At 30.8% G+C, this 24,981-nt stretch carries 18 protein-coding genes, 1 tRNA gene and 1 rRNA gene; all 20 read left to right on the forward strand.

Annotated features, from left to right (window positions below; all coding sequences use genetic code 4):
- Positions 1-2: 2 nt before the first annotated feature.
- The 20 genes from rpoE to PWA39_RS00160 all read left to right on the forward strand — a co-directional run bounded on the left by rpoE (position 3) and on the right by PWA39_RS00160 (position 24,229).
- Complete coding sequence (gene rpoE / locus PWA39_RS00065) at positions 3-248, forward strand: DNA-directed RNA polymerase subunit delta (RefSeq protein ID WP_044284293.1); 246 nt, start codon at positions 3-5, stop codon at positions 246-248.
- A 22-nt stretch (positions 249-270) separates the two neighbouring features.
- On the forward strand, positions 271-1,134 hold the full coding sequence (fba, locus tag PWA39_RS00070) for a class II fructose-1,6-bisphosphate aldolase (RefSeq protein WP_069099150.1): 864 nt from the start codon (positions 271-273) through the stop codon (positions 1,132-1,134).
- Positions 1,135-1,139: 5 nt separating this feature from the next.
- The gene (locus PWA39_RS00075; RefSeq protein ID WP_069099149.1) at positions 1,140-1,991 is read left to right on the forward strand and encodes a pseudouridine synthase family protein; all 852 of its coding nucleotides are present in this window, start codon (positions 1,140-1,142) and stop codon (positions 1,989-1,991) included.
- Positions 1,992-2,087: 96 nt separating this feature from the next.
- Positions 2,088-2,381, forward strand: coding sequence for a glutamyl-tRNA amidotransferase (locus tag PWA39_RS00080; protein WP_069099148.1), 294 nt, complete (start codon positions 2,088-2,090; stop codon positions 2,379-2,381).
- Positions 2,374-3,693, forward strand: a complete 1,320-nt coding sequence (locus PWA39_RS00085) for an amidase family protein (RefSeq protein WP_069099147.1) — start codon at positions 2,374-2,376, stop codon at positions 3,691-3,693. The genes PWA39_RS00080 and PWA39_RS00085 overlap by 8 nt, the downstream gene beginning before the upstream one ends.
- Positions 3,683-5,083, forward strand: coding sequence for an Asp-tRNA(Asn)/Glu-tRNA(Gln) amidotransferase subunit GatB (gatB, locus tag PWA39_RS00090; RefSeq protein ID WP_075949629.1), 1,401 nt, complete (start codon positions 3,683-3,685; stop codon positions 5,081-5,083). Before PWA39_RS00085 ends, gatB begins: the two co-directional genes overlap by 11 nt.
- A gap of 115 nt (positions 5,084-5,198) precedes the next feature.
- On the forward strand, positions 5,199-8,711 hold the full coding sequence (locus PWA39_RS00095) for a P97 family adhesin (RefSeq protein ID WP_069099146.1): 3,513 nt from the start codon (positions 5,199-5,201) through the stop codon (positions 8,709-8,711).
- A 42-nt stretch (positions 8,712-8,753) separates the two neighbouring features.
- A complete protein-coding gene (locus tag PWA39_RS00100; RefSeq protein ID WP_069099145.1) occupies positions 8,754-12,140 on the forward strand; it encodes a P110/LppT family adhesin N-terminal domain in 3,387 nt (1,128 codons plus the stop codon).
- A gap of 73 nt (positions 12,141-12,213) precedes the next feature.
- A 5S ribosomal RNA gene (gene rrf, locus PWA39_RS00105) occupies positions 12,214-12,319 on the forward strand.
- A gap of 98 nt (positions 12,320-12,417) precedes the next feature.
- Positions 12,418-13,272 (forward strand): DNA-binding protein WhiA, encoded by an 855-nt coding sequence (whiA, locus tag PWA39_RS00110; protein ID WP_211264763.1) that lies wholly within the window; start codon positions 12,418-12,420, stop codon positions 13,270-13,272.
- A complete protein-coding gene (locus PWA39_RS00115; RefSeq protein ID WP_069099143.1) occupies positions 13,262-14,059 on the forward strand; it encodes an MAG0110 family membrane protein in 798 nt (265 codons plus the stop codon). The genes whiA and PWA39_RS00115 overlap by 11 nt, the downstream gene beginning before the upstream one ends.
- A gap of 44 nt (positions 14,060-14,103) precedes the next feature.
- Positions 14,104-14,661 carry an inorganic diphosphatase gene (locus tag PWA39_RS00120; RefSeq protein WP_069099142.1) on the forward strand — a complete coding sequence of 186 codons (558 nt, stop codon included), beginning with the start codon at positions 14,104-14,106 and terminating at the stop codon, positions 14,659-14,661.
- A gap of 98 nt (positions 14,662-14,759) precedes the next feature.
- The gene (locus tag PWA39_RS00125; protein WP_069099141.1) at positions 14,760-16,109 is read left to right on the forward strand and encodes a BMP family ABC transporter substrate-binding protein; all 1,350 of its coding nucleotides are present in this window, start codon (positions 14,760-14,762) and stop codon (positions 16,107-16,109) included.
- Between the two features lie 81 nt (positions 16,110-16,190).
- Positions 16,191-17,717: an ABC transporter ATP-binding protein gene (locus PWA39_RS00130; RefSeq protein WP_069099140.1), complete on the forward strand. Its 1,527-nt coding sequence runs from the start codon at positions 16,191-16,193 to the stop codon at positions 17,715-17,717.
- The gene (locus tag PWA39_RS00135; RefSeq protein ID WP_069099139.1) at positions 17,710-19,428 is read left to right on the forward strand and encodes an ABC transporter permease; all 1,719 of its coding nucleotides are present in this window, start codon (positions 17,710-17,712) and stop codon (positions 19,426-19,428) included. The genes PWA39_RS00130 and PWA39_RS00135 overlap by 8 nt, the downstream gene beginning before the upstream one ends.
- Positions 19,428-20,339, forward strand: a complete 912-nt coding sequence (locus PWA39_RS00140) for an ABC transporter permease (RefSeq protein WP_069099138.1) — start codon at positions 19,428-19,430, stop codon at positions 20,337-20,339. Before PWA39_RS00135 ends, PWA39_RS00140 begins: the two co-directional genes overlap by 1 nt.
- Before the next feature lie 83 nt (positions 20,340-20,422).
- Positions 20,423-20,977, forward strand: coding sequence for a thymidine kinase (locus PWA39_RS00145; protein ID WP_069099137.1), 555 nt, complete (start codon positions 20,423-20,425; stop codon positions 20,975-20,977).
- 66 nt (positions 20,978-21,043) lie between these two features.
- A tRNA-Gly gene (locus PWA39_RS00150) sits at positions 21,044-21,117 on the forward strand.
- 122 nt (positions 21,118-21,239) lie between these two features.
- The gene (locus PWA39_RS00155) at positions 21,240-21,509 is read left to right on the forward strand and encodes an HPr family phosphocarrier protein (protein ID WP_069099136.1); all 270 of its coding nucleotides are present in this window, start codon (positions 21,240-21,242) and stop codon (positions 21,507-21,509) included.
- Positions 21,510-21,748: 239 nt separating this feature from the next.
- Positions 21,749-24,229 carry a PTS sugar transporter subunit IIABC gene (locus PWA39_RS00160; protein ID WP_069099135.1) on the forward strand — a complete coding sequence of 827 codons (2,481 nt, stop codon included), beginning with the start codon at positions 21,749-21,751 and terminating at the stop codon, positions 24,227-24,229.
- Positions 24,230-24,981 lie beyond the last annotated feature (752 nt).

Below are 24,981 nucleotides of genomic sequence, written 5' to 3' on the forward strand. Positions count from 1 at the left end.
AGATGAAAACTATAATTTCAATAGCAATAAATTTTCTAAAAAACCGAGAATCTGCCCATTTTAGCGACATTTTTCTTGAAGTTCAGGTGGCCTTGATGTCAAAATGAGAAAATCAATTACCTAACTTATCCACAGATAAAATTTTAACTTTAAAAAGAGGTGAGCTCTATAAATTATTAACAATTGATGGTAGTTTTGTTGCTTTGGGCAATAATTACTGAGCCCTTAGAAGTGATATTTTAATTTAATTTATTTTTTTAAAGGTGTAAAATGAATCTACAAAATACAAAAGCAATGTTGGAAAAAGCCCGTAAAAACAAATACGCAATTCCACATATTAACATAAATAATCTTGAATGAACAAAAGCCGCACTTCTTGGTGCGCAAGCTAAAAAATCTCCTTTAATAATCGCGACTTCAGAAGGTGCGCTAAAATATATGGGAGGTTTAAAAACCGTTTATAATTTAGTGACAAATTTAATTGAATTTTTAGAAATAACAGTCCCTGTTGCGCTTCATTTGGATCATGGAAGTTTTGAAACTTGCAAAAAAGCGCTTGAGACAGGATTTACTTCAGTTATGTATGATGGCTCAAGAGAAGAATTTTCAAAAAATTTAGAACTAGCAAGAGAAATTGTTGAACTTGCAAATTCAAAAAATGCAACAGTTGAAGCTGAAGTTGGCCAAATTGGTGGTGAAGAAGACGGAATTGTCGGAAATGGCGAGATTGCTGACGTTGATCAAGCATACGAAATTTCCAAAACTGGAATTACTTGCCTGGCTGCCGGAATTGGTAATATTCACGGTGTTTATCCACCTAGTTGAAAATCGTTAGACTTTGATGTTTTAGACAAAATTTCTGAAAAAACTCAACTTCCACTTGTTTTACATGGTGGTAGCGGTCTTCCAAAAGATCAAATTCAAAAAGCAATCAAATTAGGAATTGCAAAAATTAACGTAAACACTGAACTTCAACAGGCCAACGCGGCTGCTGTAACAGATTTTGTTGTTTCTGGAAAAATTAAAGAAGGCAAAAATTTTGACCCTCGAAAATTATTAGCCCCAGGAACAAAAGCGATCCAAGAACTTGTTGAGGCTAAAATTGTCGAATTTGGTTCAGAAAATCAAGCATAATTTGGATGATAGAATTTAGCGTATCTGAAAATCAAGTAGGCCAAAAACTTATTCAATTAGTCAAAAAATTGCTTTTGAATTTCAATTACAACGAAATTCAAAAGCTTTTTCGTAATAAAAAAATTAAAGTTAATAATAAGCCTGAATCACAAAAATATTTGCTGGCTTTAGGTGACAGAGTTTTGATTTTTAACTCTAAAAAAGAAGTTCAAAATCAAAAAAAGTTGCCTAAAATAAAGACAAATTTAAAAATAATTCATCAAGATTCAAATATTTTGATTGTTGAAAAACCTAAGGGTTTACAGGTTCATGGTGGTGACAGAAACCTTGATTTAGCCGTTTGAAATTATTTAAAATTAGAGAAAACCGACGTTTTTATGCCTTCACATGTTGGTCGGCTTGATAAAAAAACATCTGGAATTATTTTATACGGACTTAACTATAAAAGTGTTGTTGAACTTAATAAAAAGCAGAAATTTTTTGAGAAAATTTATACCTTCGAATCAAAGATAAAGCTAAAAAAACCTATAAAAACCGATCTTTTTATAAGGAAAAATGACCTTAATAAAAAAATGGAAGTTTGCAAAAATGAAGCAGGATGTCAGCTTATTTCTACGACATTTTTTTCTAAAAATAACAGAAATTTTGCGATTTTACATACTGGCAAAAAACATCAAATCCGAGTAACTTTATCACACTTAGGTTTTCCAATTTTTGGCGATGAAAAATACAATGGCGAGCAAAAAAATCGCTTATTTTTGCATTCATTTTCTTTAAAATTCGATAATTTAGACGGCTTTTTATCTTATTTAAACGGCAAAAAATTTGTCTCAAAACCAGAATGATGAAAACCATAGACTTTCATCATTTTTTATTTAAAATTCAAATTAAACCCTAATTTCTAGTATAATTTTAAATTTAACATAAATTAAAATAACAAAATTGGAGGTAAAATGGATAGAGAAAAAATAATCAAACTTGCAAAATCGCTTTATTTTGTTCCTAGTGAAAAAGTAATTGAAACCGTTTTACAAGAAAAAGATCAAATGCTAGAACGAATTAATTTTTTGCATACTTTTGATACAAAAGACGTTCCTAGTTTGGAAAAAATTAACTCTTTTCCAAAAGGAATTGAAATTTTATTCGATGATGAGCCAAATTTTTCTGATTTTAGATCTCAACTTTTTACAAATTCAGTCCATGCAAATCAAAATGAAATTATAACCAAAAAGGTGATTGATGACTAAATTTGAACTAAATATAGACCAAGCGACTGAAAAATTAAAAAAAGATGAAAATAATGCTGTTTTTTCTTTTTTTGAGCTAAAAAATCAAAAAAAGGGAATATTGTCAGGCATGTTTTTTAGCATAAAATCAAATTTTGCCACCGTTGAAGGAGTCTCACATGGTTCATCAAATTCGCTTATTAATTTTAGACCTGGATATAATTCAACAGTTTTTCAAAAATTAATTGATCAAGGAGCTCAGCCATTAATTAAAGTTTATAACGACGAATTAGGTCTGGGTGGGAAAGGTCTTTTTTCTTTTTTTGGTAAAATTTTAAATCCACTTGACAAAACCAAGTTAGTTGGTGGTTCATCTTCAGGAAGTGCGGCAACAATTGACTCTGTCCATTTTGCAATTGGCTCAGACACTGGTGATTCAATAAGAAGACCGGCTAGTTTTGTCGGAAAAGTCGGTTTTAAGCCTTCGTATGGAGCCGTTTCTCGTCACGGTTTGTTTGCTTATGCAACTTCTCTTGACACAGTCGCTTGACTTACCCACAATGTTAGTGATTCGATTTTGGTTTCTCAAACTGTTTTTGACCAAGATGAAAATGACTTAACTTCTGTTGAAGTTGAGATTCAAAAAGTTGAAAAAACTAAGCCAAAAAAAGTTTTATTCTTGAATTTTGATGACGAAATTGAATCTTATGTTAAAGAAAAACTCTATAAATTACAGCATATTTTACAATCTGAGGGCGTTTTGGTTGAAAACATCATCCCTGATTTAAATTTACTAAAAACAATTTTACCAGTTTATGAAATTATTTCTTATTCAGAGGCTACTTCAAATTTGTCAGCAATAAACGGTTTAACTTTTGGAAATACAGACAAAAATCTAAAATGAGAAGATATTTTCTTAAAAACAAGGACAGACGGATTTGGCTTTATGCTTCAAAAAAGACTGATTTGAGGATCTTTTTTCCTTGAGCAGAAAAATCAAGAACATTTTTTCATTAAGGCAAAAAAAATTAGAACCCTAATTAAAAATTATTATGAATCACTTTTAAATCAGTTTGATATAGTGCTTTTCCCTGCTTTTTATGGCGTTGCACCTGATGTTTTTGGAAAAAACAGTGAAAAAAGTGACCAAATTACCAATTTTATACTTGCAATTTCTAATTTAGTCGGAAATCCTTCGATAACAATCCCATTAGGAAAACACAAAAATTTACCTTTTAATCTAGCCATTGATTCAAAAATTAATTCTGATGCAAGTTTATTAGGTTTTTCACTTTATATTGAAGAAAAAATAGGTGACATTAATGTTGAATAATAAATATTTAGTAACTATTGGGGTCGAAATTCACTTAGAACTTAATACAAAGGCCAAAATGTTCTCAAATTCGCCAAATTCAAGTGGTCAACCTAATAAATTTTTTAATCTTTTTGACTTAGGTTATCTTGGAACATTGCCAAAAATAAACAAAAAAGCTGTCGAAAAAGCAATAATTTTAGCAAAATCCTTAAAAATGGAAATTCCGTCAGTTTTAGCTTTTGACCGGAAAAATTATTTTTACCCTGATTTGCCAAAAGGTTTTCAAATTACCCAGCAATTTTATCCAATTGGAAAAAATGGTTCAATAAATGTTGGCGATTTTAGTGTTTTGATTGAAAGAATTCACCTTGAAGAAGACACGGCCAAGCAAATTCATAAAGAAAATCAGACATTTTTTGACTATAATCGCTGTGGTGTTCCTTTGATTGAAATAGTTACTTATCCGGTGCTAGATTCGGCCGAAAAAGCTGCTCAATATGTTGATGAAATCAGAAAATTAGCTTTATTTTTAGGTATTTCTGATGCAAAACTAGAAAATGGTTCACTTCGGGCTGACATAAACATTTCAGTTCGTGAAAAAAATCAAGAATTTTTTAACCCAAAAGTTGAAATTAAAAACATAAATTCAATTTCTAACATCCAAAAAGCCGCCCAACTTGAAATTGAAGAGCAAATTAATACTTATGAAAAAGGTCAAAAAGTTTCTCAAGTTACTAAAAAATTTAATGATAAACTAATAAAAAATCAAACATTGAGAACCAAAACGGATGCCATAGATTATAAATATTTTCCTGAGCCAAATTTACCTTATATTGAATTGACAAAAGAATTTATTGACTCTATCCAAGTCCCGCTTAGTCCTTTAGAAATCCAAAAAAACCTTGAAAAACACGGTGTTTCTACATTTTATATTAATCAAATTTTGAATAATTTTGAATTTTGAACTTTTTTAAAAAATTCAAATCCAGAAAATTGATCCCAAAGTGTTAAATTATTTTTTGCTGAAATAGTTCCAATTATTAACAAAAACGGCTTTGACCAACTTAATATTGACTCTGATTTTTTTGGAAATTCAGTCAAAAAACTGTTAGAAAATCAAATAACTAACAGTGATTTTCGACAAATAATTGAAATAAAAAATAACGAACCTAACCTAGAACTTGATAGCATTATTAAAACAATTTTGGACAAAAAATTATCTGATGACGAGATTAAAAGTCTTTTGGCTGAACTTATTAGTCAGGAAACTAGTCAAATTGAGCAAAATAAAAACAATAAAGAAAAATTATTTAAAATTTTGATAGGTAAATTAATCAAAAAAACAAAAGGTAATGCTGATCCTAAAAAAGTAAATTTGATTTTGACTGAATGGTTAAAAAATCTTTAAGAATAAAATCATTTTTAAATGAATTTTTTTGCCTAAAATTACATATAAACATATAAAAAACAGCGATTTATGATATAATTATGTATCTATAAACAAAAATAAATAAGGAGAAAGGATGCACGAAAAAAACAAAAATTCATTAATATTAGCACTGACCGCTGTTGGTGGTGTTGCTATTTTTGCGACAACGATTGGACTTGTAACTCGAATTCGCTATACAGGAGAAAATCCGCGAGCTGAGTTAGAAAATTTAGTTTCTCGAATCCAAAATGTTGCCTTTAAATCCGACGTCTTTGATGATTCTACAACATATAGTCAAATAAAAGCACAACTTTTTGACGACAGTGGAAAATTATTAGCAGGCACAGATTTAAATAAATTTATATCTTTTTACACACAAGTTAACTCCAAACTACGCAAATTTGAGCCAACTTTTGCACCAAATAAACCATTTTTAGAGTTTGTTGACTTAATTCCAAACGATAATGATCAAAGTTTTGAGCTTCGTTTCCGCGCAAAACACCAAATTGACAATAATCACACAGCATTTTCAACAATTATTTCTAAAAAAGTTTCATTTGCACAACGTTCACAATTTGCTCTTGCCGAATTTAATTCCAATTTAGAAAAAATTACTAAAAGCTTCAAAGAAAACATCCAAAATTTAAGAAGAACAGGATTTAGCTCCAATTTTTCAAGTCCTAATTTAATTGATCAAAAAATCGCATCCTTAACCCGTGTTGAGGATTTTGCCGCTGATGTTAATAAAGCTGGAACTCAACTTGAGGCAGTTGAAAAAATATCTCAATATTTCCCGGATTTTCAAAAAATAATTAACGAGTTAAATTTTGATCAAAATAATTCTTTCCCTTTTAAACAAGGAACAATTTACAATTTTAGTTTAGAAAAACATCCTGGAACAAATAATTTTATTTCAGTTGATTCAAACTCAGTTCCAAGTTTTTTAGTTAAAGCTGAATTGACTGATGATGCAAAATTTGAGCTTAAAAATTTCAACATTGAGGACGCTCAGTTAATTGAAAAAATTGACTTAGTTCCCCAAGTTAGTTCAGGTTCTGAATCAAGTCAAGATGCAAATAATGAAGGAAAAACCGATGAATCTGGCGAAAAACAAGTAAAAAAAGCAACTTATTTTGCTGATTTAGATGACATTTTATCTAAAATTTCACTCAGAAAATTAAATTTTCTTGATTTTAAAGTTGCTCCTGGGCAAATTGCACAAACCTCTACAACTGTTGCGGCTAGTTCACTTTCTTCATCAACTTCTGAGCCATTAGCACAACTTCAGCAAGTAAATTCAGTCCAATTATTTCAAGAGCAAGTGCAAGGACAACAAGAAGGACAAGGGCAAACAGGAACACAAACACAAAACGGAGACCAAGCACAAAATGGAGGGCAAGCTCAAGCACAAGATGGAGTTCAAGCACAAGGAGCTGAAGGTGGTCAACCCCAACCCGAATCCTCAGAACAAGTTCCCGCTCCTGAAACAAAAACCGACAGTTTTGAACAATTTGCTAACAAACTTACCGTTAATTCGACTACTTCGATAGAATTTTTAGAAAAAATAAATAAAGATCTATATAAATCAAATCAAGATCAATCTAAATCTGTTGTAAAAGCCATCGAAGATAATCTTTTAATAAATCCGATTTCTCTTGATTTTGGCGAATTTTCTCCATATTTTTCACAAAAAAAAGTGTCAGGAGTTGATTTTCAGCTTGATATTAATCGTGCAAAAGCAACATCAAGTACTCTTGAAATTCCGGTAAATATTAACCTTTATTCAAGTTTTTTTGGTGATAAAAATCCTAGACTATTAAAATCAAAAAAAGAAACTTTTGAAATAAAATATTTCAAACAAAATGATGGAACAACTGGTACAACTCATCAACTTGACAAAAATCGTCAAGATTTTTACTTTATTAATTCTTTACCAGAACAAACTTCTTCTACTACCACTTCATCAACTCAACCTAAAATTCATGAAGAAAAAATTGTAACCGCAACTTCATTTATTTCCAAAACTGAGTTAGAAAAATTAATTGAAAACGATAATCAAAAATCTGAAGAATTAAAGCAAATTTTATCAAATCAGTTCCAGTATGGATATGACTTTAATCCTCATGAATCAATGCTAAAATCATGAACAGGAAATCAAAAGTTCCCTAAATTACATGATTTTTCTGATTTTCAATCTGATGATCAAACAAGCACACACTTTGGAATTAAATCTTTAAAGTCTAAGAAATTTTTCACAAACGAGCATGATGTTGCTGCTTTTTATGCTTATTTATTAAGTATGGAGCCAACTGAAATTTTAGAATATCTTTTTGAGATTGCAAAATCAGCAAACTTAATTGATCCTAATGAAAAAATAAATGTAAATGATATTAAAGAAGGTAACATTTTTAGAACTGCAGAAGGTATAAAATTTAAATCTAAGTCTAACATTATGGGTCTGGATTTTAACGGTCATGTTAAAACTTTCGATAAAAGAGGTTGAATTTCTAACTTATTTTTACCAAAAACTATCGCTGATAAATTCAAAGACAACCGTGATGATGACAAAATTTTTGAAGAACTTAACAAAATAAGTCCAGCAAAAATTCAACAAGATTCTTCAACAAACACAAGCACAGCCGAAGATATCTACAAAGATATTCGCGAAAACACTAAAAAAATTAATCAAGCTAATAACAATTCAAGTTCAGGCGGTGGAGTCTTAGCATTAGTTTCAACCGACACTACCCAAACTCAACAAGCCGCTAAACCTGTTGAAGAATTAGTGAAAGATTTTTATTCAACAAAAACAGAAAAACTGACAAATTTAAAAGATTTATTACTTGCATTTTATGTTAAGGCTAAAGAACTTAATAATTTTAGAGCTTGAGCAAAAGTTAGTTCAGGTTTAGATTATCAAATAGTTTTTGAAAAACAAACTGGAGCAGCAAATTATTCAACAGGAACCGATATTCCGGACGGATCTGAAGGGTACAATCTTACTTATTATTACAAAATTTTCAATAAAGAAACTAAGGTTGAAGAATATCAAAGTCCAAAAACAGCTTTAAAAATATTAGTTTCTAAAATAGATCAAAAACAATCTGAAGAAAAAAAGACCCTAAATCAAGCAGTTTTGAGTATTCCACCTTCTTATTCTTTGATTCAATATGAAAAAGCTGAATTTGAAAAAATAGCTACCCAAACTAGTGGTGATCAAGCTTCAAAAAAAGCTTTTGAAGAAACAAAAGAATTTAAAGAAATTCAAGAAATTATTAAAAAACAAGATCCAAATTTAGTCCTTAGTGTTAAATCTGAAACAAAAGATATTTTCCATCCTGACACAACAAAAATAGTTCTCCTTGAAGTTACAAAAAAAGTTCAAAGTGAAACTGAATCTACCGAAAATTCAACTCAAAGTAGTGAAAAATCTCAACTTAATTTCCAAATTAGAATTCAAAAACTTCCAGAACCAGCTAAACCAGAGGCTTCAGAAATGACTAATCCAAGCGGTTCAGAAGCAACAGCCGCAACAACCGAAGCAAACTCAACAACTTCAGCAACCCAAACAAGTTCAACAACTTCAGAAACAAGCTCAACAAGCTAAATAACCCAATACAACCACATAATTTTTAGAAAGTAGAAAGACATGCTTAATAAAATAAACAAAATAAAAAATGCAAAAACAATAATTTCAACAGGTTTTTCGATTACAGCAATTCTTACAACGATTGTTGCAGTTCCAATTGGTCTAACAATTTTTGAGCGTTCATATAGTTCACAAATTTTTGGTAATGTTGATAAAAATGAGGTTGTTAGTCTAAAAACTCAGACAACTTTTAGCGAGGAAGATTTTATTAATGCCCTTAATAATCTAAAATTGCACGATGAGTACAAAAATTTATCAGCAAAAACAGCCCTTGCACTGGCTAAAAATCCTTCATATGCATTTAATTTTTTAAATGCATATGACTTTAGTCCAATAACAAAACATAATTTCCGGGTAGTTTTAGACATTGAAAAAGCAAATCCATCAGGCACTGAAGTGAAAAATGTTGTAGTTTATGCTCATTCAGATCCACTTAAACTTACTTATTCAAAACAAGTTGACCTTAAAGGTTTTGCTCAAAGTGATAAGTCTGATGGTGATTTAGTTGGATTCCAAATTGATCTTGAAAAATCAAATTTAGAACTTTCTGCAGCAAAAAGTTCTAAATTGACAGCTTCAGAAGTTGCTTTTAAACTTGACAATGATTTTCAAGCTTCATACAAAATATCACGCTCAAAATCTCAAGCATTTTCTGATGCTTTATTCCAAAATGGCTTAACTTATAATTTAGTTAACACATTAGGTTTGCCAACAATTTTGGAAAAAGGTTATGTTTTGTCTCCAAAAACAGTTGAAAACCAAAAAGCTAAACAAGAAAAAATGGTTATGATAGGTGATTCAGACACCAAAAGAGTTGATAGCTTAATGAATGTTAAAAACTTGGTTTTCAAAAATCATGACGATAAAGTTGGTACTCTTTCAATTTCTTTTGAGCTAATTGACCCAACCGGGAAAATTGTCAAGGAATTTGACTTCCCAATTTTAGGAATTAAAAAATTAAGCGTTGATGTAAAAGATGTTGAAAAACAAATTCTTTCACAATTTAGTGATTTAGTTCAATTAAAACCTTTGGTTCAACTAGCGCTTGTCAAAGATAATCAAAGTTTGGCTCAAACTATTTACACCGATAATAAGCCCGTTAATCTCGCAGCACTCTTGAGTAAAATTACGCAAAACTCTCAACAAATTGGACGACATAATCAAGTTTCAACCCAACTTTTCCAAGATCCAGGGCAAAATTCACAAGCTAATGATGACAAAGTTGAAATAAACCGCCAAGATTTTAGTACTTTTTTCAATTCAAAGTCTGATAGAATCCAAATTCCTGAACTTGATGGTTATTTTGTTGAAATTAACAAAATTGATTTAGCAAAAAATTTATCCCAAGAGCAAAAAGATAAACTTTTAAAAGAAAATAAGGTTTCTTTTGATGTTGATTTTCAAATAAAAAAACAACTAAATATTCAAGCACCTTACCTTGAAAGTGAATTTGTTAAGTCAAATTATCCGGAAGTTCTTAAATCTTCACTTGCCAGTTTAGGAAAAGGAAATGACTCTAAATTTGTTTTAGTTGATCTTGGTTCTTCAAAATCTACTCTTGAAGTTCAACTTGATTATGATGAAAATCAGCGAAAACTTCTAAATTCCGCTCTAAAACAAAATTCACAAATTGACTTTTCAAATCTTGACAAAATTGACTTTCAAGATCCAAAAATTCAAAATTTTAATCCTCTAGCTAAAACTTTTGAATTCAAGGAAAATCCTAATGGCCCAAAATTAACTTTAGAATATGTTAAATCTCTAGTTTCAGAAGTTGTTGAAGATGCTAAAAATCAAAAAACATTTGATCAAGTAGCTAGAAAACTTTATTTCTTAGATCACGGATACCAACCAGAAGATGTTGCTAAATTAGAAGAATACAATAAAAAATATTCAGCAATGTTTTCTCAAAGTGAGAAAAAATCTGAAGAAAAAGATAAAAAAGAAGAAAAATCAACACAAGATCAAACTTCAACTACACCTCCGGCTTCAAATTCAACTCCAGCTCAAGGTTCAACTTCAACTGAAGGAAATTCCCAAGCAACAACTGGTGCATCAACAGGTGCTGCCACTTCTACAACGGCTCCTGCAGTAACTACTGCTGCAACCCCTGTACAAGCATCTGCTCTTCAAGATCCACCTCAAGAAACAACAACCACAACACCTGAAAAAGATAAAACACCAGAAAAAACTGAAGTTACAGATGGTTTAGGTATTAAACTCTGGTCATTTTTACAAAAATCTAACTATCCACAATCAGAAAATTCTGATATTTCTTATGATGTTGTTAAAAATTCTAACAGCCAAATTGATGTAGTTATGAGTTTTACTCCAAAAACAACTGGAGAAACTACATCAAAACCAGCAAAATTAATTTTTTCAATTCAAAATCTTGAAGACAATCAATCTTATGATTACTTAGTTAAACATAATCCGCTACTTCTTTTTGATTTTAGAAAAAATCAAAAAACTGAAAATGGAGAAGTTTCAAAAATTTCATCATTAAATCGAACTGACGTTGAAATTGAACTAAATAGTAAAACAAGTGAAGAAACAGAAGAGCCTGAAGAGCAAGAGGAAGAAGTTTCAATGCCAGCCTCAATGCCGGTTGCGGAAACTACTCAAACTAGCGAAACTGCCGCCGCCGCTCCTTCAACTCCAGTTCAAAATACCGCTACCCCAGAAGATGGAATTATACTAAACAAGGCTGTAATTTTAGGAAAAGATAATCAACCCGCGCTTAAAAATGGTGTTGTAATGTTAGCTTTTAGCCTAAAAAACATTGCTAAAAACAAAAAAACTCATTTACTTTCATCTAAAGAAGGTAAAGGCTTATTTATTTCAAAAGTTGATTCTAATAATAAAGAGACTTTAGTAATTGGTCTAGACCAAAACGGTTCTAATGCTGCCTCAGGTGAAGCCGCCCACCCAGTAGTTGGTTTAATTTCTGGTGTTCAAGGTAATGCAGCTGGACTTTTTGAAATTAAACAGTCTAAACTTGAAAAAAGCACCACAGCACCGCTAAGTTTTGATATTTTTTCACAAAAAAACATCAATTTAACTAATCAAAGTGCTAATTTTGATTTACTTAAAGAAGATGACTTATTATTCTTAACTATCTCTAAAAAAGATGCTAATTACACATTTACTTTAAGTTCATTTCGTAACCCATTGTCTCAAAAAATTGTATCTAATTTAAATTTAGAAGACACATTCCGTGATACATATAATGGTCACCTTGATTGAAGCTATTTAGGTCCAAACCCAAAAAATGAATCTACAGTAACTGTTCGTGGTCTAGCAATTTATGATTCTGTAGATTCTGCAAACCAAGAATCAATCTCTCAAGAACTCACAAATGCATTTATTAAGGAACTAACTAGATAGTTTTCCTGTCTGTAAAAAAAAAAAAAAAAAATATTTTGCAAAAAAATTTTTTTTGTGATATAATTATAAACATAACAGTAACAATAGCAAAAGGGATCACCTGAACCCATTCCGAACTCAGTAGTTAAGCCTTTTTACGCCGACGATACTAGAAATAGGAAAATAGGGAGTTACTGTTTTTTTTATTTTCTTGAATAAATAAAAAAACAGTAAAATAACAAAAAATAGTTAAAATAAGCCAAAAAACGCTTAAAAATAGCCCAAAAAGAGTTAAATTATGACTTTCAGTCAACAAGCAAAACTTGAAATTTTAGCAAATCGACTAACTCGACCAAAATTTAATTCCTTAGTTAAAGGTTTAATTTTTTCATCATCACTCGATGATGATCCAAACTTTTTTATACTAAGAATCAACAAAAATGAAATTAATTCTCGATTAATTGATATTTTTCAAAAATTTCAATTGTTTTTTTCAGAAACTAGAAAAAACAAAAATTGGATCTGTATTGAGAAAAAATTAATTAAAATTGATAAAACACCTGAGAATATTCAATATTTTTTTGCCGGACTTTTCATAGGAGGAGGATCGATTTCACCGCTAGGGTCAAAATCTTACCACCTTGAAATTTCATTTTTGGATAAATCAAAATGTGAAAAAGTTTTAAATATTTTGCGCCAGAATCAATTAGAGTTCACTTTTAAGCAAATTTTTTATCAGAACCGCTTAAAAATTTACTTAAAAAAAGTTAACGAAATAATTTATTTTTTAATGGCTATCGGCGCACTTGAACAAGCTTCAAAACTAGAAATTTTGAGAATTGAACGCGATCATTACCTTAACGCTAACAGAATCACAAATTTTGACATAAAAAATGCCAAAAAGATAAGTGAATCATCAACAAACTTTATTAAAAAATGAAATTTAATTAAAAAATACAATCTAACATCGCAATTTAGCGACCAAGAATTAATTTTCTTTGAAATCCGGCAAAAAAATCCTGAATTAAGTTTGCAAGAAATTTGTAAAATTCTAAAAAAAGAGTATAATATTATTAGAACAAAAGCAGGCCTAAACTATTGGCTTGTCAAGTCTAATAAAATTTTAGAAAAAGGAGTGAAAAATGCTCAATAGAATTATTTTTGACCGCAAAGACTGACGTGCTTATAGCCGAGCAGACGAAGCTACAAAAAAACTAACAAATAAATTGTTGTCTTTTTCCATTATGTGATTAGGGGTTGCAATTTTACTTGTTGGCTTAATTACGTTTGCAATTTTATCAATAGACTCATTATTTGGTGCTTATGTAAGAATGCTTCACAGTATTACATCAAGGTTTACTGGTCTTTTACTATTTTTTCTTTTACTTATTGCAGTAAATTTTGGACTGTCATATTATATAGGTAAATGAGCATTAGCCGATAACCCGCCAACAATCGTTCTTGTTTTGCTCTTTTTTGTTTTTGTAATGGCTAATTCTTTCCTTATTCCAATGATCTTCGCTTATCAAATAGCCTTAGGACAAGGTAGCTATATAATGATTGCAGTTGGTGGTGCTGGTGGTTTAATGGCCCTAATTGGAATTTTAGGTTATTTCCAAGTTATTAATTTTGGTAAATTACTACCTTTAATTTTCATTGGTCTTTTTATTGAATTAATTCTTTTAATTGTTTCCTATTTTGTTTTTTCTTCATTCGTAGACACCTTATACTCATTTGTTGGTATTACAGTTACATTAGGAATGATCGGATATGAGTTTTGAAGCATCAGAAATCAAGCATCTACAATTTTAGCCAGTTACAATAGTCATACAGAAATTAAACGTGTTTTTTTAAGATTAGCAATCTGAAATGCACTTAGTTTATATATTTCTTTCCTTCGTTTAGTATTGCACATATTAAGATTTTTGAACAGACGTTAAAATATATAATTTAGCTCTATTTTCAAATATTTTTTAAGGATTTTATGCAAAAAAAAGTAATTTTAGTTGATATTGAGATTGACAAAGGTTCGAACATTAAATATGAAATTGACCCCAAAACTAAAAAATTAGTTGTTGATAGAATTCTTCGTGGTGATTTTGTTTACCCAGCTAACTATGGAAGCATTCCTGAGACACTAGATTGAGACGGCGATCCATTAGATGTTTTAGTTTATTCTAGCCAAAAATTTTTACCTGGATCACAATTAAATGCTAGAGTTTTAGCCGCCCTTGAAATGATAGATGACGGTGAAATTGACACAAAATTAATTGCAGTTCATCATGATGACTATCGTTTAGATCATATTAATTCAATGGACGATCTACCTCAGGAGTGATTAGATTCAATTCATTATTTTTTTAGCAATTATAAAAATTGAAAACGCCCCGGAATTACAAAAGTCTCAAAATTTATCTCTCTTGATGAGGCAATTAAAGAATTTGAAACTTGCACTAAACTTTATGAAGATTTTCACCATTATTCAAAAGAAGATTTTCTTAAAACAATGCAAGAAAAATTCCCAGAAAAATATCAAAAATAACCCAAACACATTTTTTTGTTAGCAAAGCAAAAAAATGTGTTTTTTTATGATATAATAAAAAAACAACAAAAAACATTATTTAAACCCAAGAGGAGAATATGAAAACTAAGTGAAACAAGTTTTTAAAACTAGGTTTAGTTATGCCAATTTCTGTAATTGGAGTTATTGCTAGTTGCGGTAATGGTCACTCAAATGATGAGGGAACTAAAAAAACTCCTGAAACACCAACAAACCCAGGTTCAGGCCAAACACAAAGCATTAGCGATGTTTCCAAGATTTCTGAATTAGTTTCATCCCGTAAAGCTGAAATAAGTGCAGCAAAAGCAGATCCTTCCAAACATTTTGCAATGAATATGGCAATTGTAACAGCTGATGGAACTGTTACTGACAAGTCTTTTAATCAGTCAAGTTGAGAGGCGATTCAACAAATGGCTGCAATAACAGGCGGAGAAATCACCTCCATTGATAGCAGTACTGATAGTTTATCACAAAAATATAATTCCTTAATTAACACAAATAAAAACATTTGAGTTCTTTCTGGATTTCAACATAATGAAGCTTTACAATCTTGACTTGCTATTCCAGAAAATAAACAATCATTTACTAGTAAAAAAATAATTGTTATTGGAATTGACTTACCTGGTTTGGATGATGTAATTCCACAAGGTCAATACATCCGTTTAAATTATAAATCTGAAGAAGCAGGATATCTTGCAGGTTATGCAAATGCAGCGTTTTTAGCTGCTAAATATCCAAATGATGCAAATAAACGTTCTGCAATAACTGTAGGTGGTGGAGCTTTTGCCGCTGTTACTGACTTTATTGCTGGATATTTGGCCGGAATTAAGGCATATAATGCCGCAAATCCTACCAAAAAAACTAAAATTACCGCTAATACAATCAAATTAGATACAAATTTTGCTGTCAATGCAACAAGCAAACAAACACTTGAAGGTTTAGCGGCAAATGGTTCTCCTTCAACATTGCTAGCAGTGGCCGGTCCACTAACGGGTGTTTTTGCAGATATTGCCGCAGGAGATCATGATCGTTTTTTAATAGGGGTTGATACTGATCAGTCACTTGTTTATACAAATGCAACAAGAAGATTTTTCACATCAATTTTGAAAAATTTAGGATATTCGCTTTTTTCAGTTCTTGCCGATCTATATACTAAAAAATCAAGTTCAAAATATTTAGGCGGATTTGTTCAATCTCAAAAAAATGCATTTGTAAAACTTGGATATAAGGATAAATTTGTCGACATTGCCGATTCAACCCTACCAGATTCAGATAAAACTTTAGCCAATAAAGCAATCGAAGATGCAAAAAAACATTTTGAGGAAAAAACAGCAAACTCCACTGATGTTCGTAAAACATTAGAAATTCCAGAAATGGACAAAGATCAACAAGCTCGAATTAATAAGCTTGTTTCTGAAATTAATAAGTAATTTCAGACCTTTTTAAAACCAAGAAAAAATCCAGGCTATTTTGTCTGGATTTTTTAAATTTTTTTGCTAAAATTTAATTAAATGGACAGAGAAGAAAATGTAATTGAGTTTATTGGCGTTTCAAAAAAATTTGGCAACTTTTTTGCTAATAAAAACATTAGCTTTAAAGTTAAAAAAAACACAATCCATGCACTAATTGGGGAAAATGGTGCCGGAAAATCAACACTTATGTCCACTCTTTTTGGAATTTATACACCAGATGAGGGACAAATAAAAGTAAACGGAAAGCAATCGTTTATTGACAATCCTAACCGTGCAAGCGACTTGGGAATAGGAATGGTTCATCAACATTTTAAACTAGTTGATGCTTATACTAATTTTGAAAACATTATTTTAGGACAGGAATTTACCCATCGCGGTGTTCTAAATCGACAATCTGCCCGTGAAAAAATTAAAAAAATACAGCAAATTTACAGTATTGAATTTGATTTAGACCAAAAAACTGGCGATGCCTCTGTGGTTGTAAAACAGAAAATTGAAATTATAAAAATTTTATATCGCGACTCAGATATCTTAATTTTTGACGAGCCAACAGCAATTCTATCGCCACAAGAAATTGATTCCTTTTTAGATATTTTAAGATTTTTTATTAAAACCGGTAAAACAATAATTTTTATATCACATAAATTATCTGAAGTTAAACAGGTTGCAAATTCTGCAACCGTTTTGCGTCATGGAGAAGTCGTTGCTAATTTTGAAAATCTCGAAAACATCAGTATTTCCGAGATGACTGCGGCAATGGTTGGTAAAAAAGTTGTTAGCTCAAAAAATTTACTCAAAAAAGATTTCACTCAAGTTGGGCTAAAAGTTGAAAATCTTAGCGCTTCTTTTGATAAAAAAATCGAAAATTTAAACTTTGAAATTCACAAAGGCGAAATTTTTGCAATTGCAGGTATTGAAGGCAACGGTCAACTTGAGGTTGAGCTTGCAATTTCAGGTCTAATTCATTCAACAGGTAAAATTTTGGTTTATAACCAAAAGAACGAACCTATAAACTTAGAAAATTCAAGTGTTGCTTCTCGTTTTGGTTTAATTTCTTATGTTCCTAGTGACCGTCATAAATACGGAATAGTTTTAGATTTGCCAAATTTAGATAATTCAATAATAAGAAACATGAGAAATGAAAAATATGTTTCAAAAAAATATATAAAAACTCAAAAAGTTCAAGAATTATACGATAAAATTGTTGAACTTTTTGATGTAAGAGGTGATAAAACTGGCCAAAAAAATTCCCGACTTTTATCTGGGGGTAACCAACAAAAATTTGTTCTAGGCCGCGAAATTTTAACTGATCACGAAGTACTTTTAATAGTTCAGCCAACTCGTGGACTTGATATAGGGGCAATAAATTTAGTTCATCAAAAAATTCTTGAAGAAAAAAGCAAAAATAAAACAATTTTACTCATTTCATATGAGCTTGATGAAGTTTTGGCTCTAGCTGACACAATTTGCGTTATCAACAAAGGGCAAATTTCTAAAAAATATTTTGCAAATGAAATTGACCGTTATAAAATAGGTAGACTAATGGCAGGTTTAAATCATGATTAAGAAAAAAATTAATTTTTCTATTTTTTCTAATTTTTTCTTTAAAAAATTAGAAAAAAACACCTCTAAAAGCTTATCTGAAAAGATTTTGTCTACTTTTTGGGCAATTTTCTTTGGAATTTTAGTTTCTTTTATTTTTATTTGATCATTTGGATACAATCCGCTAAAAGTTTATTATACTATTGTTTTTAAGATCGCTTTTGCCTGAAATGAAGTTAGAAATTTGCTATTAATTACATCAATTTTCATTTTTGCTAGTATTGCAATTGCAATTCCTTTTAAATCAGGGTTATTTAACATCGGTCTTCCGGCACAAATGATGATTTCAGGGATAGTTTCCTTGATGATTGTTTTAAATTTGACATCAATTAATATTTATGCTCGACTATTAATAGCCGCGCTTTTAGGTATTTTAACAAGTGGAATTCTGGGTGCGCTAGTTGGTATTCTTAAATCTTATTTGAAAATAAATGAAGTTATTTCAACAATTTTATTAAATTGAATCATTTTTTATATTGGTAAATTTTTCCTTACTTCAACAAGTCTTGACATTGGATTTAAAACTACAACACTAACATCTCAAACTATAAACGAGCCGGCATTTTTAACATCAATATTTTTAACCCGTAATTTTTCAATAATAATGTTATTTTTAGCATTATTATTTGCATTTTTAATTTGATTTGTTTTGCAAAAGACTTCAATTGGCCTTTCAATAAAAATTACTGGACAAAATAAAGATGCTGCAAATTATGCCGGAATTAATAACAAAAAAACAACTATAGCCGTGATGACTTTTTCCGGAATTGTCGGCGGAATTGCCGGTTTTGCCTGATATGTTTTTTACAGAAGATCCTTTACAATTCAGGCCGGAATGCCACGAGAAGGTTTTGATGCTATTTTATTAGCACTTTTAGCCTTTAATTCACCTTTTGGAATAATCCCAATATCATTTTTTTACTCAGTTCTTCTAATTGGAACAAATGCACTTGAGGCTCATTCAATCGCCCTAAATCAACAAACAACACAAATTATTATTGGAATTATAGTGTATTTATCTGCTATATCCGTTATTTTCATTCATTTTAAACCTCTAAAATGAATGATGAATGTTTGATACTTATCCAGAACGGGCCGATTTTTCAGTGCTAAAAATGCAAAAAATATAAACATTAAGCCAACAAGCCCTGTTCACAGTAATTTAAGTTTATTGTTCATAAAACCTGAAAAAAAGGAAAAATTTAATAATTTGCAAACAGAAATTACTAAATTTGAAAATATTAAAGCAGAACTTTTAACTTTATTTTTAGACCAAAAAGTTAATATTTTTTGAATTTACCGAAAAATTCAAAAAATAAACATTAAACTTTTTCTGTTAAAAAGAGCATACTTAAAAATTAAGAATTATGACAACACTAAAATTTGAAAGCAAAAAAAGAAAGAATTAAAAAACAAATCTGGACTAGATTCTGCACTTAAGTCAAAAAACGTTGAGGAAAAATTAGCCTTTTTTGAGCAAATTAACCAAAAAAGGCGTAAATTAAATATCGAACTAAATGAGTTAGGTTACTTTGATGCTAAAAATAATTTTAATGCCTTTTGACAGCAAATTATTGAACATCACTTGCAGTTTCGTAGTCTAAAATCTGAAATTATTCAAAATTTTAAATTAGACCAAAAAGCTAAAAAACCTTTAAAAACGGAGGAAAAATAATGACCTGAGAAACAATTATTCCAATTTTAGCACTTTTCTTTGTTTTTTTCTCAATAATAACAACCGGATCGATAGCTGGGCTCTATAGTGAAAAAGCTGGGGTTGTAAACATTGCAATCAACGGAGTTATGATTATTGGGGCTACAGTTTATGGTCTTTTTTCAATTCTTTTTGATGTTTCAAACATGGCGATGCAACTGATTTTAATCCCACTTGCAGCGCTTTTTTCAGGATTATTTTCGCTACTGCATGGGTTTTTAACGATAAAACTGAAAGGAAATCATATTATTTCAGGGGTAGCGCTTAACATTTTGGCGCCAGCAATTGCATTTGCACTGCTTAAAATTTATGGAAACAGTAGCCGCTTTGAGTCACCAGTAAATGAACTTGCCTTTGGTCCGCACAGAACATTTTTAAACATTTTTTCACTAAAATTACTAATTGTAACAGCGCTAATTTTTGTAACTTGGTTTGTTTTTTCCAAAACAAAATTTGGACTTAGATTTTCAGCTGTCGGTGAAAATCCACATGCTGTTGCTGCTGCCGGAATTAATGTCAATAGAATGAAATGGCTTGGAGTTTTTCTTTCAGGTTTAATTGCCGGAATTGCAGGCGCTTTTTATTTCCAGTATTTAGGCTCTTCTTTTACAGGCGATGTTCAGGGGCTAGGATTTTTATCACTAACAATTTTAATAATGGGCCGTTGGAAAATAATTTTAATTGTGATTTATGGCTTAATTTTCTCATTTTTATACACAATTTCAATTAGTCTAGCCGGAAATTTTGGTGACTTTTTAGCAATTATTGAAGCAGCACCATATTTAGTTACAATTTTAATTCTAGGCCTTACTTCAAGAAAAGACTTAGCGCCAAAAGCACTTGGAATACCTTATGATAAATCTTTAAAATAAAACTTAAAAATTTATAGTATAATTCTAAATCCTTATTAAAAAATAAAAACAGCATTCACGAAAAAATATTTCAAGGTTTTATTATGTACAAAAAATTTTTCGAAGGTATTATTGAAGTTATTACCGGCCCGATGTTTTCAGGCAAATCTGACGAACTAATTAAAAGAATAAAAATTCTAACTTATGCAAATATTAAGATTTTAGTAATAAAACCTTTAATTGACAACCGTTTTTCTGACTGCGAAATTGTTTCGCGCTCAGGTCTGAGAATTCCAACTTTTAGCGCTAAGACAACTCAAGAAATAAAAGATCTATTTGCAAAAGAAAAATACGGGGCAATTGCAATTGACGAGATTCAATTTTTTAACGAAGATATTATCCCCTTTTTGGATAAAATTGCAAACAAAGGAATCCGGGTGATTGTCAGCGGCCTTGACCAGGATTTTCGCCGCAAACCCTTTGGAGTTTTGCCAAATTTAATGGCAATTGCCGAAAATGTGACAAAATTACAAGCAGTTTGCACAATTTGCAAGCGCGCTGCAACAACAACGGCTCGCCTGGTTAAATCAGAAAAACAAAACTTAATTGGTGATAGCGCCGAATACGAGGCGCGCTGTCGTGCCTGCCATAACTTGTAAAAAAAAAAAAAAAAAATATTTTTTCTACTATTTCAAATTTTTGTGGTAAAATTATTTTTTGCAAGCGCAAGTGTAGTTTAATGGTAGAACTTCAGCCTTCCAAGCTGACTGTGAGGGTTCGATTCCCTTCACTTGCTCCATATCAGGTTGTCCAAATTCTCACAAAAAGCGCGAAGGCGCTTTTTTTATTAACATTTTATACATTATTTTTTCAAAATAATGTATAATTTAAAAAAGATTTAATTTCTTAAAAAGGAACAAAATGGAAATAATTTCAGGAACAGTAATAGACAAACTTGGTTTTCATGCCCGCCCTGCCTCAAAAGTTGCAAAATTAGCAACAACATTCAAATCACAAATTAAAATCATATCTGGTGAAAAATCAGGTAATGCCAAATCAATCATGAATATAATGGCTCTTGGAATTAAAATGGGATCAGATTTTACCATTGAAGTTTCAGGTGAAGACGAAATTGACGCTGCAAAAGCAATCAAAGAACTAATTATTGCTGAAAAATTAATTCTTGAATAAATCAGAAAAACACTGTATAAACAGCAAAAACCGTGCATAAAATAAGCCGACAAAACGTCGGCTTATTTTATTTTTTGACAGATTTTGCCAAATCTTAGCCATAATTGAAAAAAAATATATTTTTCAATTATTTTCTAGCAAAAACTATAAAATAATGTAAAATTATGGTAATTAATTTGATTTTTGCGTTACCAATTTATCAAATTAATTATTTTATATTAAAAAAAGAAAGGAGAAAAATGTCCATTTCACTTAAATCAATTTTTAGTGAAAAAACAAGAAAGAGCACCAACAACTCTGGCGCTGGGAAATTGCGTAAAATTTTGTCCAAATTATCGGGCGCTTTTATGCTTCCAATCTCAGTTATGTCCATTGCTGGTCTGCTCTTAGGAGTAGGTGCTGCGATTGCAAACAACGCCAATTCCGACTCACTTAAACAATTTGGGCAATTTATCCAAGCCCTAGGTGATGCTGTTTTTGCCGGTTTACCAGTTTTATTTGCGATTGCCTTTGTTATTGCCTTTACTGATGAGTCCGGTGTGGCTGTTTTTGCAACATTAATTGGATATCTTGTTTTCTCATCAGTCCAAACAGTCTTTATCACTGATGTTGATATTCCTGATCCTGCTGATGCTAAAAAAAGCATTGGTAAAGGGGTTTCTATTTTATTCTCTGGTGCAGGACGTGATCCAGCCGGATTAACAAGGCTTGTTGGTGGCGCTCTCGGATTTAGGGCGCTTCAAACCTCAGTTTTTGGCGGAATAGCTGTTGGACTTGTCGTTCAATATCTATATAATCGCTTTCATACAATTCAATTACCACAAATGATTTCATTTTATGGTGGTAAAAGATTTGTTGCATTAATTACAATTCCAGTAATGGGGCTTTTAGCTTTTGTTTTCCTAATTTTCTGACCATGAATAGGAATTGGGCTTAACCTCTTTGGTGCTTCACTTGCAAAAGTTCCTTATGGATTTGAGTCATTTATTTTTGGTTACATCGAAAGATCTCTAATTCCTTTTGGTCTACACCACGTTTTCTACGCACCACTTTGATTTTCATCAGCCGGAGGAGACGCAGGTGCAACTATCGCTGACTGAGCAAAAGATCAAGGAATTGAAGTTATCCAAAAAACTGCAGAAGCTGCAAATTCAACACAAGTAATTTATGAAGTAGTTGCTAATGGTAAAGTAATTCCTGGTGATTCACTTAAAGAAATTTTACTTGACCATGCTCAAAATAAAGATAAATTTGTTGGTGACTCAACAGCATCAATTTATTTATTGAAATTTGCTAACACAATCGATTACACCGAAGATGGAAAAGCAGTTTCAATCCCATTATTTACCTTTTTAGAAAACCATGGATTCAAAGTTGGTAGATTTGCTGACGGTAAATTCTCAGGAATGATGTTCGGTCTTCCAGCAGCTGCAGCAGCCATGATTATGGCAGCGCCAAAAGAAAATCGAAAAGTTACTGCAGGAACTGTTATTCCAGCAGCAGGAACTTCATTTGTAACTGGTGTTACAGAACCGATTGAATTTACATTCCTATTCTTATCTCCACTACTTTTCTGAGGATTCCACGCATTTATGATGGCCCTTTCCTTCATGTTTGCGAATTTAGCCGGAGTTCACATTCCAATGGTATTCTCAGGTGGAGTTCTTGACCTTTTAATTTATGGAGCCGTTCCTGTCCAAAAAGGTACTAATTTCTGGTGAGTTTTAGTAGTAGGACTTGCTTATGCACCAATTTACTACTTTGTTTTCCTTTTTGTTATCAAATGGAAAAACCTTGAAACTCCAGGAAGAGGAACAAACACCAAATTATTTACAAAATCTGATTATTTAGCACGTAAAGATAGTTCAAAATCTGCCACATCAGTTGACCCACAAGTTCTTGCGATCGTTGATGGATATGGTGGAATTGATAATATTACCAATTTTAATAACTGTGCATCACGTCTTCGTTATGACATTAAAGATTTATCACTTGTTGACGAACAAAAATTAAAAGCTGCCGGCGTTGTTGCTATAAAAGTTGAAGGACAACACCATGTTCAGGCAATTTTAGGGCCAATCGCTGAGCAAATGAATGCAAAAATTAATTCTCAACGTGATTTAATTAAAGCTATGTCTCAAGACGAAATTGACGCAATTTTGAAAAACAAACCAGCTAAACCTATGCCAGAAAAAGTTGAAATGACTAAGTGTGAAAACAAAACTTGCCACTTGCCAGAAGAAATTTATTCTCCAGCAACAGGTGAATTAATTGAATTAGCACAAGTAAAAGACGGCGTTTTTTCTGAAGAAAAATTAGGAAAAGGTTTTGCTATTCGTGTTGGAAGCACCGGTAAAAAAGACATTTTTTCACCAATTAATGGTCAAATTAAAATGGTCTTTAATACCAAACACGCAATTGGATTTGCTTCTAAAGACAATAAAACCCAAGTTTTAATTCACATCGGAATTGATACTGTTGAACTTCATGGTCAAGGTATTGAGGTTTTTGTTGAAGCTGGCCAAGATATTAGTGTTGGAGATAAAGTTGCTAGCGTTGATCTTGATTATTTAACTCAATCAGGAATAAAAAATACCGATATTATCGTTGTTATTCTTCACGAGTCAGATAAAAAGGAATTCGAATTTAAAGTTCCTTTACAAAACATTAATCAACTCCCAATGCTAGTTGGTCAATCATTACCAACCAAAAAACAATAAAATTGGTCTCTAAATTTTAGAATATTTTTGTAAAAAACCGCGATTAACCTCGCGGTTTTTGTTTTAAATTAGTTTTATTTGACTAAAATATACAATTAACTTTTAATAGGAAATTTATCAAGTCCTTTTGTCAAAATTTATAACTTCTTTTGTTAAAGTCTAAGCAAATACCTGACTTTGCTAGTTTGAAGGTAAAAATTCACTTTTTAGTGAGTACAAATATGTAAAAATACCCTAAATCCGTGTTTTTGACCTAAAATCTTAATTTTTATTACTTTGAAATTAAGGTTTTGCAAAAAAAAAAAAAAAAACGCTTGGTCTAAAATAAAATTGTGTTATAATAAGTGTCACTAAGAATGAATTAATAAATTTAGATATTGAATTAAGGAGAAATTAGTTATGTTTTTGTCATAAAAAAATCAGAAAATGCGAAATATCCATCATGTTTTTAAATATGATGGAATGCCTTAAATTTAACCGTTTAGAAATCTACAAATTTATGGCTTTTGATTATGGCTCTTTCAAAACTTCACATATTTTTTTAGGCTCAATTTAAATAAAAACGAGTTTTCTATTTACATTGAGTTTAAATAGTAGTTGTATTTTTTTATGTTTTTGTTATTTTATCCATAAATTAATTTTTGCTACTGTTTCAAACTAAAAAAGCAGTTTAAAAATTTCATAATTTAGCTTTTCAAGTTAAAAATTTAGCTTTTTTAGTTTGCTTTATTTGATTAATAAGTGATTTTGCA

This window comes from Mesomycoplasma ovipneumoniae ATCC 29419 (assembly GCF_028885435.1).
Taxonomy (GTDB): Bacteria; Bacillota_I; Bacilli_A; order Mycoplasmatales; family Metamycoplasmataceae; genus Mesomycoplasma; species Mesomycoplasma ovipneumoniae.